Raw genomic sequence first — 17,723 nt, forward strand, 5'->3', positions numbered from 1 at the left:
GTTGTTTCTAATGCTACAGAATAAGTCGGTAGCAATTCGTTTGGGTTTATTAAAATGCTTTCCCCTTTAGTCCCAACAACTGATTCTTGCTATTTAGTTTCTAATGATATTAAACAAAACTTAAAGGAGATCTATATATGCCTATAATAGAATTGATATCTAGGCTAGCTATTGCGTTCATTACCTTGTTAGTCCTAACAAGGCTAATGGGAAGAAAAGAAATCGCACAATTGACCTTTTTTAATTTTGTATCAGCAATATCGATCGGTACTATAGGTGCTTCTCTTGCGATTGACTCATCATTTAGCGTTACAAATGGAATAATAGCATTATTAACTTGGAGTGCCTTTACAATTTTTATTGGCTTTTTGGATTTAAAATCCCCACTATTTCGAAATACCGTTGAAGGGCAACCGGTAATCCTTATACAAAAAGGTGAGATTATGGATAAAGCTCTTCAAAAAGTACGATTAGACCTCGATGCTTTAAACACGTTATTACGCAAAAAGAATGTCTTTGAAATATCCGATGTAGATTATGCAATTTTTGAAACAGACGGAACGCTTTCAGTTATGAAAAAAGAAACCAAGCAACCTTTAACTAAAGGGAATATGAACATTACACAAGCAACTGATATGACATTCCCTACCTCTGCATCTGTAATTTCAGATGGTAAGATTCAAGAAAAAAACCTTAAAAAGTTGAATATTGATAATGAATGGGTAGAGCAACAATTAAGACTATCAGGGATCAATTCCATTTCAGATGTGTTCTATGCTGAAGTTCAGAAAGATGGAACGTTATATATTGATACCAATAATGACAGTTCACTCTAGCTCATTGCTATTAGATCACAGCAGATGTTTATTCATACACTTAAAAGCAGGAATATTTAAGTGTATGGACAATTTTATGGAAAACAATAGTTCCTAACGACTTTTTCAAAATTTACCGTAGAACAACCCCCCTTAAACTTTGATATGGTAAGGCGTCCCACACTTAAAAAAACTCTTAGCAACAAGGGTTGCTAAGAGTGAGAATGAGTTAAACTGATTCAAAAGAATTTTCCTCTTTTCTGTATATTACTACCTTTTATTTAAATATTACTAAGGAGTGATTCAAAATGCCATACAAAGAACAAATCCCAATTGATAAAGGCATAGATAATAGCTTAGCCATGATGAGAGAAGGCTATTTATACATATCAAATCGACGGAAGCGTTTTGGAAAAGATATTTTTGAAACTCGGTTGTTAGGCGGACAAAAAGCGGTTTGTATTGCAGGAGAAGAAGCTGTTAAAGTTTTTTATGATGAGTCAAAAATTAAGAGACAAGGTGCAGCACCAAAAAGAATTAGACAAACTTTATTCGGCGAAAAGGCGATACAAACAATAGATGATACTAGTCACAAACATCGAAAACAATTATTTATGTCGTTGATGACGGAAAAACAGCTACAAGATGTTGTAAATATCTTCAAGAAAGAATGGGCATCAGCTATTGATAAATGGGAAAGTGAGAATGAAGTCATTTTATACCATGAGGTAACTAAAATATTAGCTATTACAGCTTGTAAATGGGCAGGTGTACCGTTATCTCAAAGTGATGCGAGCCTAAGAGCCAGTCAATTAGAGAAGTTATTCGATTCCGCTGCAGCCATTGGTCCAAGACATTGGAAGGGAAGACAAGCTCGTAATGCTTTAGAATTGTGGCTTCAAAAAATAATTAAGGATGTTCGCAATAGTAAACTTGAAACACCGGAAGAAACAGCATTACACCGTATGGCTTGGTATCGCGATACGAATGGAAAACTTTTAAATACCGAGGTAACCGCAGTAGAGGTCCTCAATATTTTACGTCCTATTGTAGCCATATCAGTATATATTGTATTTGCCGCATTAGCATTATTTGAAAACCCAGAGGAGAAGGAAAAGCTTTTAAATGGCGATGAGGATGTCTTTGAATTGTTTATTCAAGAAGTTCGTCGGTATTATCCTTTTTTCCCTTTTACCACAGGAAGGGTACGTGAAAATTTTCTTTGGAAGGGCCATGATTTTAAAAAAGAGAGCCTTGTGTTATTAGATATTTATGGGACAAATCACCATCCTAATTTATGGGATAACCCTGAACAATTTACACCTGACCGTTTTAAAGAAAGAGAAGAAAGTCCATACGATCTTATTCCTCAAGGGGGCGGGGATTATTATAAGGGGCATCGATGTCCTGGAGAATGGCTAACTGTTGAAGTAATGAAATCCAGTTTAGATTTGCTCGTTAATCATATGGAATATAACGTACCTAAACAGCAGAATTTACGTTATAGCATGATGCGAATACCAAGCTTGCCTAAAGACAGATTTATAATGGATCGAGTGAAGAAAGTCTAAGAGATGCATGGAATAAATAATACACACGTTAATTAATTGTTGGAATTAGCGTGTATATGTCTTATTGTATCAAGTTTACTGACAAACAAACCTAAAGATAATGAAAAGCATGATATCATCTATTTCAGATAATATCATGCTTTTGCCGTTCGTGCATGAGCGATTAAGTTTTTATGTTTGAGTAAAAGCATTGAGAAAATATATAGAGTTTACAAATAATAATCTAATAAACCTCCCGCAATTATTAACGCGACTCCCGAAATCAAATGCACCTTCTTCTCACTAACTTCAGTATACTCAAACATTATAAAGAAAACTAAAACTGTCCCTAGAAATTGAATTGGCGATAACAAATAATTTCCATTTTGAAGATATAAAAAATCAAGCCTTTAATAAATACCCGAAACCAAGCCTAAGGCAAATATGTATATAGGGATTCTAAGATTAATCATCAAGCTCCCTCAATAAATTGGTTATTTATCCTTAATAAAAAATTGCTTGGCAAATCCATTTATCTAAATTATGCTTTGCTAGTATTCATATTTTTTTATCATTTATAGTATACACTCATTATTTGTAACCAACATACTGTGAAGATCAATCGATAAATATTTCATCGTATTGAGATATTTTATGAAAAGCCGTATCATTAAATTAGTTTGATATGGAGGTTTCTGAGGAGGTCAAATATGCTTTTACTACTTGTTTACCTAATGTGGTTATTTATGCCTTTCGTTTTTGGGTTATTAATTTACATCATATATCATAATCTTCGCAGACCAAAAAATACAACTTCTTGGATTCTTATATGTTCAACTTCTATCATACTAACTTTCTTGGTATGGCAGTCATTGGGTGAACTTAATTTAATATAATATCTTTAAATATTTCTTGATTCGTATAGGTGGATTGATTTAAAAATCTAGTCCTCATGCGTTTGTCGAATGAATTGTTTAATTCACATTATGATTGAAGTCTCATGAACTAATCTTAAAAACATTTACTGCTACGCTAAAATAATTTCGGAGGGATAAAATGACTTACAATCTATTTCTTTTACTAATAGTCGGTGGTTTCTTAGGTTTTCTGATATATGGGTTCTTGGGTGCTCTGCTAGGTTTAATCCTTGGCACACTCATAAATATTTCAATGGAATTCCGAGAACTTAACGAGAAATTTAATAATAGAACGGAGTCATAGAGTGGCTACCTTCTAAAATTACAAAACCCCTTACCAACTAAATGGCAAGGGGCAACACACTTTAGTAAGTGCTTAAATATTGTTCTCTCTCCCATGGGTGAACTTGTGTGCGGAACGTGTTCTAACTAAATAAACTTAATTTTATCTGCTTTAAACAGTTGTTAAATCAAGGTTTATGAAAATCGCATATCTTAAACTAAATAAAGTTATATTAATTTTTGTGGGAAATCTGTGGGAAACTTGTGGGAAGATTGAATTTTAAAAACTGTGGTTTGATACCGGTGGCCAGTATCGAACTTGGGCGTTTAAATACTGAGATGTAGGCATAGTTGAAATGGTATGTGTAGTTTTTGTGTAGTAAATATTTATTAACGTTTAATCACGTTGTATTTCACATCAAATAGATTTATTTAGCATCTTTTGTCGAAAATCAGCCATTTATAAAACCTTATGCTATTATATAGCAGAAAACTAAATAGGAGATGATGGCATGAAGTACAGTAATGATCAGAAGATGGACCAGTATATTGAGAGTGGGATTAAGAATAAACAAGTAACCTTTGAATTTGAAGGCGTAATCTTTTGGCACATGTATAAATTTTATGATTTTATGAATTCTACTAATGCAAAGGAACCATTCAGTCAGTATTTAACAAGTTTAATAGAAGGATATATCGAGGAAAATCCAGGGGAATATAAATTTGAGTTTGGTGAACAAAGCATACCTTTTTCGACTGAGAAGCATGGAGAGACTTATCTAGATATTAAAGATACTGCTATACATTTTTAAAATAGTATAAGAAATAATAAAAAGCCCCCGCAATAGCGAGGGCTTTAACTTATTCTTCCTTATCTTTTTGTTTAATGACCTGATGCACATAAACAGATGCGCCTGTAACCAATACACCTTGCACCACAGCATCAACATTCAAACCAAATAAAAGTAGCGACAGGCCTAAGCCGATCGCTAAAAGTATTGCAGGAATAAATTTGTTTGGTACGATCTCCATTTGCTTAATCATTTTTCCGATTATCATAAGCACTGGAATCAAAATCAGCGCTTTTTCTACTACATAATCCATAATCTCCATTTTTAAAAACTCCCTTCGTTTAATGCTCTTTGTAGCGTTTCTACTACTAAACTTGGATCACTTAGCTTACCATCTACTACAGTTCCTAGATATTGTTGCAATGCCTCAATAGTTTTAGGTCCTAAATAGCCATCTTCTTTGGCTCCGATTAACTTTTGAAGCGCTCTGATGACTAAGCTTCCACCATCACCGAACGTAATACCAGATACAATTTGGGCCGTAACATGATTGCGTACTTGATTACTAATGACGCTATCAATTGGTGTACCTAAATAACGCTGCAATGCTCTTGTTGTCAGCTTGCCCCATTTACCATCAATTTTCAGATTAGCTTTGGGTTTCTCATCAACTTGTTCGTCACTACTGTTTGGCAGTTTAACCACGTCACCAACTTTCAATTGCGTTGGTTTGATGTCAGCATTTACTTTCTTCAAATCATCTACATCGAAGTCTTTACCCTTCGCAATCGACCAGAGCGTATCACCTTCTTGAATTTCATGTTTACCAGCAGGTACTGGTGCTTTCGGTTCACCTTGATTCAATACAGCCTTGTAATCAAACATTGGACACTGTTTCCACTCATAACCACTAAACTCGTTATGGCCTTTTACGTATTTGATATGCGGATATTGACTTTGCAAAGCACTCACTAAATGACGCAAGCTTTCTTTTTGTGCATCGGTGGGTTCTTCTGATCGGAAGTCACCAGTTAAACATACACCGACTGCATAGTTATTGTGATTACCAACATGATAGGTGCGTAGTTCGATGTCATTCACCCACTTAATCGTGCCATCTTCTTCTATGACATAAGAATAACCAATACTTGGCCAACCGTGAGTATCGACATGGTATCGCGCATAATCTTCTGCGTTTGAGCCATCTTTACCTTGCTTAGTTAAGCTATGATGAATCGCAATCGTTGTTTTGTCCTTTACATCTAATACTGGAAACGTTTTGTTAGAATGGCGCTTAACTTCATTCCGATAGTCTACAAACTTCGGAATATCTAATTGTCCTGCCATTTAAATCACTCCTTATTTTTGTTTGAAAAAATTAATAGACTTTCTTAACGGCGGTGGCACTGGCACATTTAATCTCCCTAAGTTCTCACTGACACTAATGAACTCAGTTACTAGATAATAAAAAATCGTCGCAGCCATGACGCTTAATTCCATTTGGCCAACAACGATTGGATTTCCGATTTGAAACAAATAAACTTGGTCAATGATTTGCGCAGCTGCAACCAAACCAAAGATCATAATCTTCTTAGGAATCCCCCAAAACGCAACATCCGCTTTCAACTTGCCTTCATAACCCGATGCCAAGATGCCTGTTAGAAAATCAAATGATACAAAAAAGATGAGCGCGCCTAACAAAATGGACCACTCACCAAACAACCAACTTAACACTACTGCTATTCCTGCAGTCATCATTTTTGCATTGTTTACAACATCCACAATTTACCCCCTAAAACATAATAAAAGCGCCCGTTCGGCGCTATTGCTGATATCTTATACCCGTATCGATAAGCTTCATTTTGTATATTCAGTCATTTTCTCACCAACTTTCAAAAAAATCCTTTATGTCATCTATTTAAAGGTTTTATTTGTTATATTGTAGTTAAGGAGGTGATTATATGAAAACTCTAAAGTCAACTTTGTACTATTTAGCTTTGGCAATGGTATTTGTTTTCATGGTGCTATGTGTTTACTTAACCATAAACTCAAGCAATCAAGCTCTTACCAATAGCTATGCAAGTCTCACTCTAGGTTCTCTCAGTCTGTTCCTAGCAATCAGGAACGGTTCAAACAGCAACGAATAGTAGCAAACTAAATCGAAGTACATAATGAAGAGAGGAGTTTAATAACCCCTCTCTTTTTTTACTACAAATGAATGTTCTTATTGGTTTTACCAAATCGAATAAGTCGCAAAACCAGCAATTAACGCTGTTGAACTGATATCACTTGCTGTTACTTTTTGGTTATATTGATTGTCACCTAAAAAATAAAGTCTAATATAATTCGAATTTCACCTGAAATCGTGGTCATATTGCTAGCTAAAGATATTCTTGCGAATCGTTCAAGTGACACAGCGTTCAATTCCTCTTCAAGATACGATTCCATAAAGCGGCATGCGTCATCACTATCATTATTCAAGATTGTTAATAGGTTGTCGTCTCGATCGAACACATAATGGATGGGCTTTCTGTCATTCAATCACCTGTCTTTGAGCATAAAAAACAGGTGTTATCTACTGCGCATAAGTGTCCTTATATCAATAAAAAAGAGCCCTTATTAGGACTCTATATTATATTTCTATTCCATTTGATATTAGTATGGCTTTATAAGTAGTTGATACAATTTCAACAGTTATTTTTTCTGCTATTGCTTTCAGAAATGCGATTGACTTTTCATCGCCACTTTTAGCTTTCTCAATTTGTTGTTGAATTTCTTCATTTTCTCTAATATCTCGAGCGAGTTCGTATGGATCGGTAATATTAAAATTTTCAATCACGTTATTTAGTACTTCAACATCTTCGGAGTTTGAAATATCAACACCTAAATCAAATCCTTTTAGATTGTTATTATCTATAGTTACGTTTGTTGATTTGTCTATTCTTATACCAGTACTCTCATTATTATTAGCCATATTCTCCACTCCTTTAGGAGTATTATAGCATACTAACTATCGAAGATAATTATCCTTGTTAAAGCTTGTGAATTTTGACTCACTCAAAATAACTTTTTATTTTATCGGGGTTATTAGTAAAAGCTCCTGTAGCTCCGCGTTCCTTTAACATTTCTAAATCATTAGTATTATTTACTGTAAATGGATGTACTTCAAACCCCTTATTGCTTAAAGCACGTATATATTCCTTATTAACATTTTCGTAATTAAATCCAACCCCTGTTGCATACTCTTTTAACTCGTCCATTTTCTGTTTTGTCAATGGATCTTTACGTGGCTCGTTATACCAATAAAGCTTGACTAAAGGAATATTTGGTTGAATTTCGTTAATTTTCAATAGACTCTTGCTGTAATAGGATTGGATTATTACATTATCTTGTAACTCACAATTACTTATAACGTCCAACAATTGCTTTTCCATGGCCAAATCATCCGGGTTCTTTGTTTCAATATAATAGTCTATATCGTCACCAAATCTATTAAAGATATCTTTTAAGGATAAGACTGATAATCCTTCATATTCTTCTTTAGCCTTATCAGGATACTTTTGATTAAACCACGAACCGGCATCTAGCTCCTTTAATTCTTTTAAGGTATATTCACTGACTGCTCCTTTTTCGTTTGTTGTACGATTAACCGTTTCATCATGAATAGCGACTAAATGTTTATCTTTTGTTAATCGTAAATCAATCTCAAGATAATCAGCCCCCGTTTCTTTTGCCATTTCATATGACGGCATCGTATGTTCTGGAGCATATTCAGATGCCCCGCGATGGGAAATAATAGTAAAATCATCCTCCACCGCTAAATTGGAACAACCTATTAATAATATTAACGACAATAAAAGTAGTATTCTCATAAACAAAATCTACCATAACAACTTATGAAATGACAATATTCTCAAATGTTCCGGCAGACCATTTCCGACCCAAATGAAGATATCCGTTTCTATAATTTACATCTGAAGCGGTAAATGTATCAGATGTATCAAGACGTTTAACAGTGATGTCTGTTGAAGTTATATCTATTTGAATAGATATTTTATTATTCTCACCAATCGACGTTGTGCTCATTTCTTCTATTTTTGTAGCTGTCCCTTGATCTGCTCGATAAAGATCAAAATCACCATTTTGACCCAGTATCAAATTGTAACCACTGCTGAATGACCCTGAATCATCAAATTCATCATTTTCGCTACAAAAAACAAGTGAAAGCCATCCCTCAGTTTTATGATTGGTGTATTCAAAATCAAGATTTATAGTAACTGTGTCATTTAACTCACCTACCCATCCTTGCAAAACAAAATCTCTACCATCATTAGGATAAGTATCATCAAGCGTTTCGGTAAAACCAAATTTATTACCATCTATAAAGCTACCTCGACTGGTTAGTGCTTTAAGCATTCCATGGAAATACATCTTTTGGTTAAACGGGGCGTTTTGTAATATAGGGGCGCTTCCATTAATCCATAGAGGATCGTCTGTAATAAACCCTTGAACACCTAAACCTAACAAATTGTCATGCTCATACCTTCTATTAACAGTAAAAATTAAAACGTTTAAATCAGCATTAATACAGTCAGTTATATATGCGTTAGACACATCTCTTTGAATGCCAACATAGTCAACACCCATGTCAACTAATTCATTAGACGTATGAGTTGTATCATCATCAGTTAACACGCAAGCAGTAATATTATTATCAAGAAACTGTTGAATATCTGTTAAATTATAAGACTGTAATAAGCAATACTCTTCTAAGCCATATTGATGTACTAATTCTACAATTTTAGCAGCACTATCTCTTGTCTTCGATTCAATAACATAAATCAAGCTTTTTCCAAATTCCTTAAAGACATCATCTAAAGTAGGGTGATAGGTACTTTTAAAGCCATCCAGACAATCAACTTCAGCATTCTTAAAAGCTTGTGTAGTATATTCAGTTACACTACCAATATTTTTCGTTGTACGATCCACAGTATCATCATGAATAACCGCCAAACCTCCATCAGCTGTTAATCTGACGTCTAACTCTATTAATTCAATACCTAAAGATTGACACCCTCTGAATGCTTCTAATGTATTTTCAGGAAAAATATTAGCGGCGCCTCGATGCCCAATGTACATCGGCTGTTGAATCTCAGATAATTTTTTTGACTGATAAGTGTTTGTTGTTTTTGCCCTATGTTCATCGAATTCCGATTTGGTTGCTTGCTCATTATTCGTCACATTTCCTAATCCGACTTGTGATTTGGTAACACTGTGCGGATTAGATGTGTTGTCCTTGTGATTCGTGAATTCTTCTCGGACACGCGGCAAGTAAACATCAGGTGCGGTTGAGCCTTCGGTTATGGTTAGGTTTTCAAAAGAACTTGAAACGCTAGAATCTTCAGAACGTATATATAAACCTAAGATACAATACGAAGTTTCTGAATTGGTCGTAAATGTTTGCGTATTGTTGTAATATTGTACATCATTTACTTCATTATCTGAACCATCGAACTCTTGTAACCTAATATATCCCCCCGTCAAATCACTACTGTCATCTCTTGGATTACTCATTTTAATTCCTAAAGTATAAGTTTGAGAAGGTTTAACACTACTTAATGTAATACGTGAAGATTCGTATGTTGTACCTTCTGACGTGTGCGTAATCTTACTCGGACTATTCACCGTCACATTCTCGTGTAAATCCCATGCTTCGTTATCAAATAATGGAATTAAGTTCTTGGATTCTACTAAATTATCCACTTTTTGATCCAAAGTGCTAACGTCAGTACTTTCCAAACGATCAGCTTCTGATTTAGCGTAGTCTCCTTGATTATTTGCATAGGTAGCTGCATCGTTCGCATTAGTGACAGCATCATCAACCTTTTGCTCAAACTCGCTTAAGACAATTGTGTTAACCACTGTTCCTACTTGATCTAATGACTTACTGACTTTCAACTGAAAATGCCCTTGCGATGGTGCTACGATCACATCACCATTCGATTCATTGAGATGGATTTCTAGTAAATAATCGCCTGCAGGTAATAGGTTATTGTCGTCAAAATCGAACGATAACTCGCCTTGATTGTTTTCTAGTGTTGCTGGCAAACTAAGCAATCGCCCTGTTTTATTACCAATCACGACTTCCACACTGTCATATTGATCAAAGTTAACAAGCGTGCCATCGTGATTAAACACATTAAGCGTAATCGTTGAGCCTGTATCAATTGACTTGATGTAGTGCGTATTATTCTTAGCCCTCACTCTCATCTGCATCCCTCGCTTTCATAATAAAAAACGCCTGATTGGCGTTATTGTTGATACCCTATGATTGTTACGACTGTTCTTAAAAACCCTGTGTTTTCATCCGGAGCATTACTTCCCGTCGATTCAATTTTAATATGATAGTCCTTCCCAGCTTCGACTATATCTTTAATATCAGCTGAAATCATTTCAATTTCTGGATTGTTTGATGATGGTCTAGGCGGTGTCCATCTATTGATACCAAACAAATCATTGGTATCCCATTCTGTTTCCATCGTCACAAAACCAAGTCCAGCATCGCTTTCTTCCGCATAATCATAATAGCCTTGGCCAAACTCAAACAACAAAATATTGGCTTGATCAACGTTTGTCCAACTAACTTGTTCTGAATACTGATAACGCACAGGAAGTGCGCTAATTGCCAACTCTGCACTAACAATCGTAAAGTTATCCGGTATGCTAAAACTAGCGTTTGCTATTGGTTTTGCACCAACATGTTGCGCTCCCACATGTTGATATTGAGGCATTTGCGTTACAAACTTGGATAGTACGCCTTCACCACCTGCCAACTGGGAGCCATTCGAAGCTGTTTTCAATGGAACGGTATTAGCATTAATAGAGCCTGTCTGTAATCGGTTGGCATCTTTCGTAATGTTATCTGTTTCTGGTTTACTGTAAGCGTATTCTTCTAATCTGCTTTCAGGTATTTTTTGATTAATCTGTTGCTGTAATTCCTTCCAAACATTCTGCGCTTCTTCTTCCGTAAATTCTGTGAAGTCACCTAACTTAACTTTTTTAGCTGATCGATCAACAATGCTACGCTCTTGTTCGAATATGCGCGCTTCTAAGTAGAGAGGTGGTTCAAATCCTGTATATTTCATTTTGATCGTATCGCCAAAACGAAAACGCTTGTTTTCTAAGCCAGGTACATGTTCTAAGTCGACAATATCAGCTTCAAATTCAATAACTGCATTAATGCGTTTGTTTAGTTCGGTTTGTGTGTATTGCTTTAATTCTGATTCAGTCATGTCTTGACTTGTTGATTGCGGCTCATACGTACCGATTAGATGCTGTAATTCGTCATTCTCATCACGTCTACCCCATCGTTCAAGCGCGTCTTGATCTTCAACTAGCACTTCTAAATGACTTCCGTCTTCGCGCTCTGGGCCAATACCGACTAACGCTGTAAAAATGTTATCCGTTTTTTCTGTACGCTTAATGCTTGCTAAATCTTTGCCAAAAGTCGCCTCACGGCCTCGCCAACGTCCACGTCTTTCAAGCAAGTCAACAAAACGACCTATGATCCGATTGCCATCCGTTTCAACTCTGAACCTTAATTCAGCGTCAATTTCTTTTGCAATAGTTTTCAAAAATGCGAACGGATTACGATGGCTGTCTACTTCAAATGTTCTATACTTATCTATTTCAACAATGCCTGGGCGCCATTCTGTATTATTTGTGGCATGGCCAATCATCTGTGATGCTGTCTGTCCGGTGAATGCTTGCGGATAGATGATCGCTTGTTTTTTGATTTCTAAATAACTCGCTTTCGCATAAACTTCGGCTTGATGATTTAAATTTTTGATGGTTTCTTCGATAATGAATTCACGATACTCACCGTCTTCGCCTGGAATAATGAGACGATTGCGCTTCTCTAAAAACTGACTGAATTGTTTATTAGTAAACGTTGTGAAATTATACGTCTCAAGCGTGTCCTTTAAAGACTGTTTATGCACATCTTCCAAAATGTGCTTTTCAGTTATGACGTCTAGAATGCGGTCATTTTGTTGGTCTAAAATGTGGATTTGCGACATGTTTTCACCTGCCTTTATTTATAAGTTGGTCTGTAATGGACCGCACCCTTCAATTTATTGTTGCCAGGCAAAACAGCCAGGTTATTATTACCTAGTGGCAATTCAAAATATGATGCGCCAAAATCTTTTAGATAAGTCGCGTCTTCACCATTAATTAAGATTGCTTCATTTTCATGATCGAACGTAACTTGATCGCCTTCATAAGCAATATAAGGCGTCTCATCTTCAAGTTCTTCCGATAACTCATAGGCTTTAATCGAATTAATTCTAGGTACGTTCGGAACGCCTATACTGCCATAAGTGCCCATATGAACTTGGACATATTTCAGGCGTCCTTGATATTCGTTCTCTGCATCTAAAAACCAACTGGTAAGGCTGTCATAATGGTTTTCTGTTATGCCTGTTCCAACCTGTGCCACATAAAATTTAAACGTTTGGCCTTCGCGTCTAAATCGCAACACGCCATGAAAGTGATTATCAAACCGCCAGTAGTTTTCAGAGTTGATTTTGTAATTTGTTCCCCACCCAAAAAACTCACCGTATCTTGCTTCAGCTGAATAACGTGATAAAGATGCTGTACTGTCCATAATCGCCATCTTTCCTAAAACATTATTATTTTCATCAAATAAATAAAATTCAATTCGATAAGTGGCGTCAGGATCATCTGCATCAACTCGACAATACATTTCAACTTCAAAATCCTGTGCTGGATCAACTTCTTTCATCATGGCGGGACCATGCCAACCATCACCAGAACCGTAACTAGCGATGGTTATGCCTGTTCCATCCACACCCATCTCACCCGACACATCACCATCAACTGATGTTCCGGTAGATGACCATGTATCTAAACTTTCACCATATTCTTCTAACAAAAGAATTCTCGTATCAACAACAGTTTGGTCAACTTCAACAGGTCGCCCAATCATCATATACTCATCGCCATCACTGACCATTGCGAATGTGATTGGGGCTAGTACATCAAGCGTGAAGGTTGGCTTTGCAGCTTGGGTGCCTTCCACATTAATCATAGTGGCTTGGTCGGATAATTTCGCTTCGATTTCCGGACCATATTTATAAGACTCACATAAAAACGTGATCGTGCCTTTGCGTAATGTAGGTGCAGGACGTGAATAATCACTTATACTCCCTGTCACTCGACCAATATAGGTTTTACCAGGAACGTTATCAAATTGAATTTCGGCATTTTCTTGCGTTAATAAAAAAGCGTTCAATTCATCAAGTAATTCCTGCTCATGTTCTTCATCGCGTACAGTAAAGCCAATCGGTTGGTCAATCCGTTTTAATTCAACATTGGTTTTACCTAAGTGAGCACCATCTTTGCCTGGTGCACTGACCGTTTCAATTTCATGTGGCGCGAATGGTGCTTCTTTTCTACCACGCAACAAATACAACCACTCTTTACGCTCACCATTGATAGATAAAGTTTTAGGCAAATTCACCCCTCACTCTCTGTTCGCGGTTTTGGAACTCGGTGATGTGTTTGTGTGTCTGTCTACCGACTTCGCGACCGTCTATTTGGTTGATAACGGTTGTATAAACAACTGCCTCACCTTGCATTGATTGGTTGTTTAATTGATTAACCACACGGTTAGCTTCACCTGGAGCGCTTGCGCCTGAAGCATAAGCAGGAAAGTTATTCATAGCATCAATCATGCGTTTGGATTCTTGATGTGTGAAGACTTCTGTACCCCGTGGCAAATCATAAACACCAGCATTCAAAGCCGACCATTGATTACCAACACGTGTCAATTCCCAACCCTCTTCACCGACTAAAGCAGGGCCACCCGGATGACTATCTGTTCCTTCTGCGTATGACAATCCGTTATACGTAGGTTGAATAGGTGTTTTTAGTGGTAACGTTAATCGTTGTCTGAACTCCCAAAGCCCTTTTATTTGCGGTTCAATATTAACTCCTAATGGCAATGTTAATCTACTTCTAAATTTGTGGATGGATGGGTTAATAGCTAAATTGACGTTAGGTTCATAAGGTGTGTTAGATGCTAAATCGTTCATATCTTTTAAGTGACCTTTAGCCGTTTGCAAGTTGCCAATTTGATCGTTGATTTTATCGACTTGGTTTTGATAGTCATCAGTTAGTTTGTAACTTGCTGATGCGTTTTTTGACAGTTCGTCACGTTGTGTTTTTAACCTGCCGATTTCATCTTCAATCTTCTGTAACCCTTCGCCTTTAGCAGCGTTAATATCAAAGTTTGATAAGACGATTTGTTCATATTCATTTTTCAGCCGATCGATCTTATCTAATTGTTTATTGGTTTCCTCTAAATCACCTTGTTTTGTTTCAATAATATCTTCTTGCGCATTCAACTGATCTTTAAGACTCTGCTCTTTGTCACGTTCTTTGTTCAAGTTCTCCTGCGTTTTATCAAGTTCAGCCACGACTTGATCGAATCGTTTATCGCCAGTCGATAAACCATCTTTTTCTAATTCTCTTAAATCTGCATAAAGATCTCGTTTATCGCTTTCGAGATCATTAACCACTTTAATCTGATCAACATAATCTTGTTGTAACCTTTTGCGTTCTTGACTTGCGCTTTTGATTTCTTCTTCAAGTTCTTGTTGTTCTTCTTTTAATCGATTTTCTTCTTGTAACGCTTCAGCCAATTCACGTTGCGTTTCCATACGTAATTCTTCACGTTTCGCATCGTTCAATTCTTTTAATGTTTCTAAGTTATCAGCATAAGCATTACCTTCTTCACTAATTGCGCCTGCTGCATCAGGGGCTTGGTCAATAATGTTATCGTTTAACTCAATGAATTCTTCCATCTCACCATTCGTTAGTGTTGATTTTTCGAGCAATTCACTTTGACGATCACGTAATTCGGCAATTTTATCTTCAGACTTCGCATCTTTTATTTGATCTAAGATGTCCATGTACTCAACCATTTCATCTTTCGATAAGCGGTTAGCACGTTCAAGTTCTTCAAATCGGCTGATTAAATCTTCAGTTTGATTAACTTCTTCTTTCATCGATTCGATATAATCAAAATTAATATCAAGAGCCTTTTCTTTATCGCGTGTTAAAGCGTAAACCGCTGTGCCTAATGCGGTAACACCACCAACAGCTAAGCCGACAGGGCCACCCATGCCCATCATGCCAATACGTGCAATCAAACCTCTTCCGCCTGCTTTACCTAAAAGCGATAGCAAGCCTCCGCCTACACGCATAATGCCACCGACTGCGGTTGTAATACCGCCCAAAGCAACACTTGCAGGGCCAACTGCGGCTGCAATACCTGCCCATTTCAAGATTTGTTTTTGTTGCTCTTCATCTAACTCGCCAAACTTATGAATCATTTCGGTAGTATAATCAACAATGTCATTAAAAACAGGTAACAAATGATCAGCAGCTGCTATGCCTGCACTTTCAAGTGATGAACGAAATTCGCGCATACTACCATTCGTGTTGTCGTTCATGGTGTCAGCCATTTCTCTAGCAGAACCTTCTGAATTCTCAAGTTCTTTGGTGAATTCACCTAAATCATCCGATCCTCGATTCATAACTGCTAGCCAACCCGCTGATGCTTCTTGACCAAAGATATTAGAGAGGGCCACATTCTTAGCTTCTTCGTCGTAATCTTTCATAGAGCCTTGTAATTCTGATATGACTTCATCTAAAGACTTCATGTTGCCTTCTGAATTAAACAACTCAACGCCTAATTCTTCCATGGTACTTTTAGCTCGACCAGTTGGGTTCATAAGTCGTGTTAAACCACCACGCAACGCTGTACCTGCTTTGGATCCTTGAATACCTGCGTCACTCATAAAGCCGATTGCCGCTGCAGTTTCTTCAACGGAAACACCTAAGTTATTCGCGATAGGTGCAGCATAAGCCATAGCCTGCCCCATCTGATTGACATCGGTATTCGCATTAGAAGATGAGTAAGCTAACACGTCAGACACTTCTGATGCTTTGCTCGCTTCAATCTCAAAACCACTCATGATATTGGATGTAATATCCGACGCTGTGGCTAAATCCATTTGCGCAGCACTCGCTAAGTCAAGTAAACCAGGCATGGCGCCTAAGACTTCATTAACTTCAAAGCCTGCGCGCGCTAAGTATTCTTGAGCACCTGCAGTTTCACGCGCACTAAAACGTGTGGATTCACCCATATCGCGCGCTTGCGATTCGAGTTTTTCCATTTCTTCGCCAGTCGCACCACTGACAGCTTGCACTTTGGACATGGACTCTTCAAAGTCTGATGCAACTTTGATCGCTGCACCTGCTATTCCTGCGATTGGTGTGGTAACCCCCATCGTAGCCGAACGTCCGAACGTCATCATACCTTGTCCAACGCTTTGGAACTTTTGTCCTGTTGCATCTAAGTTATTACCTAATCGTTTCATTGGATTCGTTTGATTCTCAATTGACTTGGTTAAATCTTCTAACTGTTGTTCGGTTCGATTCATTGAAGCGCGCGCTTTGTTGTATTCTTCGGCTAAATACTTTGTTCGTGCCGCGTTTTCACCTTTTGTTTTTCTTGTTTCGTCATATCGTTTCTTGAGCGTTTTTAAATGTTCTTCTTGTGTTTTATGTTTTCGATTAAGAATGTCTTGTTGCTGACGTAACCCTTTAAGGCTTGATGCGTACTTCTCACCACGCGATCGGACTTCACTCATTTCCGATTTCAAACCACGCAAATCGCGACTAAAATCTTTTATCGAACGTGAAGCACCATCATCTTCCCACGACAATCGGGTGCGCAAATTACCAACGTCTTTGCTTGCCATCTATCTCACCTGCCTTCTTAGAAAACATCGTTAATGTACTTTTGCACTTTCGGTTTTTCTTGGTCTAAAGTCGCAATACTATAAAAAAAGTGGACATCTAACTGATCAATTTCAGTCAATGTCCACTTCTGTGCTTGTGGATTTTGAGGGAACATCATGCTTTTATAAAAATGTTGGAGGGAAGTGTAAGCCTCCTGTGCTGTTACTTCCCCTCCTCGTTTCCCTCATCATCCTGCTTAATGCCATAAATTGCTTCTAACAGTTTACGGTCAACGTATTCACGACTTGCACCCTCATAAAGCTGATCGATGGTGAATTGTTTATCGAAAATAATATCAGTCAAAATCGACATAATCTCATCATCTTCAGCTAATAAGTCTTTGGCAGATGGATCTTGTTCTCGTTCCTCAGCATTTGCTTGTACCTCTAAGAATTTGCGCTTGGCTAACATCGGTACATAAGGTGCGCTGAATGTTTGTTTGTTACCATCTATTACAAGTTCGATTTGCATACGTTA

The 17,723-nt window shown here is 37.2% G+C and carries 14 protein-coding genes; 3 read left to right on the top strand and 11 right to left on the bottom strand.

Annotated elements, in window-relative coordinates; translation table 11 throughout:
* Positions 1–137: 137 nt before the first annotated feature.
* The 3 genes from J2S77_RS04480 (at position 138) to J2S77_RS04490 (ending at position 4,376) form a co-directional block, all read left to right on the top strand.
* Positions 138–836: a YetF domain-containing protein gene (locus tag J2S77_RS04480; RefSeq protein ID WP_306975053.1), complete on the top strand. Its 699-nt coding sequence runs from the start codon at positions 138–140 to the stop codon at positions 834–836.
* Between the two features lie 287 nt (positions 837–1,123).
* Positions 1,124–2,386, top strand: a complete 1,263-nt coding sequence (gene cypC / locus J2S77_RS04485) for a CYP152 family fatty-acid peroxygenase CypC (protein ID WP_306975055.1) — start codon at positions 1,124–1,126, stop codon at positions 2,384–2,386.
* Between the two features lie 1,690 nt (positions 2,387–4,076).
* A complete protein-coding gene (locus J2S77_RS04490; protein WP_306975057.1) occupies positions 4,077–4,376 on the top strand; it encodes a hypothetical protein in 300 nt (99 codons plus the stop codon).
* A 49-nt stretch (positions 4,377–4,425) separates the two neighbouring features.
* Here the strand turns inward: J2S77_RS04490 and J2S77_RS04495 are convergent, their stop codons facing one another.
* The 11 genes from J2S77_RS04495 to gpG form a co-directional block, all read right to left on the bottom strand.
* Complete coding sequence (locus J2S77_RS04495) at positions 4,426–4,677, bottom strand: phage holin family protein (RefSeq protein ID WP_306975060.1); 252 nt, start codon at positions 4,675–4,677, stop codon at positions 4,426–4,428.
* 2 nt (positions 4,678–4,679) lie between these two features.
* Positions 4,680–5,702, bottom strand: coding sequence for an N-acetylmuramoyl-L-alanine amidase (locus tag J2S77_RS04500; protein WP_306975061.1), 1,023 nt, complete (start codon positions 5,700–5,702; stop codon positions 4,680–4,682).
* Between the two features lie 12 nt (positions 5,703–5,714).
* Positions 5,715–6,137: a phage holin family protein gene (locus J2S77_RS04505; RefSeq protein WP_306975063.1), complete on the bottom strand. Its 423-nt coding sequence runs from the start codon at positions 6,135–6,137 to the stop codon at positions 5,715–5,717.
* Between the two features lie 540 nt (positions 6,138–6,677).
* Positions 6,678–6,896: a hypothetical protein gene (locus J2S77_RS04510; protein WP_306975065.1), complete on the bottom strand. Its 219-nt coding sequence runs from the start codon at positions 6,894–6,896 to the stop codon at positions 6,678–6,680.
* Between the two features lie 91 nt (positions 6,897–6,987).
* Positions 6,988–7,329 carry a right-handed parallel beta-helix repeat-containing protein gene (locus J2S77_RS04515; protein ID WP_306975066.1) on the bottom strand — a complete coding sequence of 114 codons (342 nt, stop codon included), beginning with the start codon at positions 7,327–7,329 and terminating at the stop codon, positions 6,988–6,990.
* A 79-nt stretch (positions 7,330–7,408) separates the two neighbouring features.
* Entirely contained in the window at positions 7,409–8,227 is an 819-nt protein-coding gene (locus J2S77_RS04520; RefSeq protein WP_306975068.1) for a glycerophosphodiester phosphodiesterase family protein, read from the bottom strand.
* A 22-nt stretch (positions 8,228–8,249) separates the two neighbouring features.
* Complete coding sequence (locus tag J2S77_RS04525) at positions 8,250–10,619, bottom strand: glycerophosphodiester phosphodiesterase (protein WP_306975070.1); 2,370 nt, start codon at positions 10,617–10,619, stop codon at positions 8,250–8,252.
* Positions 10,620–10,666: 47 nt separating this feature from the next.
* Positions 10,667–12,433: a phage tail spike protein gene (locus J2S77_RS04530; protein WP_306975071.1), complete on the bottom strand. Its 1,767-nt coding sequence runs from the start codon at positions 12,431–12,433 to the stop codon at positions 10,667–10,669.
* A 14-nt stretch (positions 12,434–12,447) separates the two neighbouring features.
* Complete coding sequence (locus J2S77_RS04535) at positions 12,448–13,890, bottom strand: distal tail protein Dit (protein WP_306975073.1); 1,443 nt, start codon at positions 13,888–13,890, stop codon at positions 12,448–12,450.
* Entirely contained in the window at positions 13,883–17,206 is a 3,324-nt protein-coding gene (locus J2S77_RS04540) for a phage tail tape measure protein (protein ID WP_306975074.1), read from the bottom strand. The genes J2S77_RS04535 and J2S77_RS04540 overlap by 8 nt, the downstream gene beginning before the upstream one ends.
* 202 nt (positions 17,207–17,408) lie before the next feature.
* Positions 17,409–17,717 carry a phage tail assembly chaperone G gene (gene gpG, locus J2S77_RS04545; protein ID WP_306975077.1) on the bottom strand — a complete coding sequence of 103 codons (309 nt, stop codon included), beginning with the start codon at positions 17,715–17,717 and terminating at the stop codon, positions 17,409–17,411.
* Positions 17,718–17,723: the final 6 nt, after the last annotated feature.

The organism is Alkalibacillus salilacus, from assembly GCF_030812915.1.
Taxonomy (GTDB): Bacteria; Bacillota; Bacilli; order Bacillales; family Alkalibacillaceae; genus Alkalibacillus; species Alkalibacillus salilacus.

Bases quoted from the DNA above. Each gene is read 5' to 3' on its own strand.
- J2S77_RS04490 (WP_306975057.1), top strand. From the start codon at position 4,077: ATGAAGTACAGTAATGATCAGAAGATGGACCAGTATATTGAGAGTGGG.
- gpG (WP_306975077.1), bottom strand. From the start codon at position 17,717: ATGCAAATCGAACTTGTAATAGATGGTAACAAACAAACATTCAGCGCA.
- J2S77_RS04520 (WP_306975068.1), bottom strand. From the start codon at position 8,227: ATGAGAATACTACTTTTATTGTCGTTAATATTATTAATAGGTTGTTCC.
- J2S77_RS04540 (WP_306975074.1), bottom strand. From the start codon at position 17,206: ATGGCAAGCAAAGACGTTGGTAATTTGCGCACCCGATTGTCGTGGGAA.
- cypC (WP_306975055.1), top strand. From the start codon at position 1,124: ATGCCATACAAAGAACAAATCCCAATTGATAAAGGCATAGATAATAGC.
- J2S77_RS04515 (WP_306975066.1), bottom strand. From the start codon at position 7,329: ATGGCTAATAATAATGAGAGTACTGGTATAAGAATAGACAAATCAACA.
- J2S77_RS04500 (WP_306975061.1), bottom strand. From the start codon at position 5,702: ATGGCAGGACAATTAGATATTCCGAAGTTTGTAGACTATCGGAATGAA.
- J2S77_RS04480 (WP_306975053.1), top strand. From the start codon at position 138: ATGCCTATAATAGAATTGATATCTAGGCTAGCTATTGCGTTCATTACC.
- J2S77_RS04495 (WP_306975060.1), bottom strand. From the start codon at position 4,677: ATGGAGATTATGGATTATGTAGTAGAAAAAGCGCTGATTTTGATTCCA.
- J2S77_RS04530 (WP_306975071.1), bottom strand. From the start codon at position 12,433: ATGTCGCAAATCCACATTTTAGACCAACAAAATGACCGCATTCTAGAC.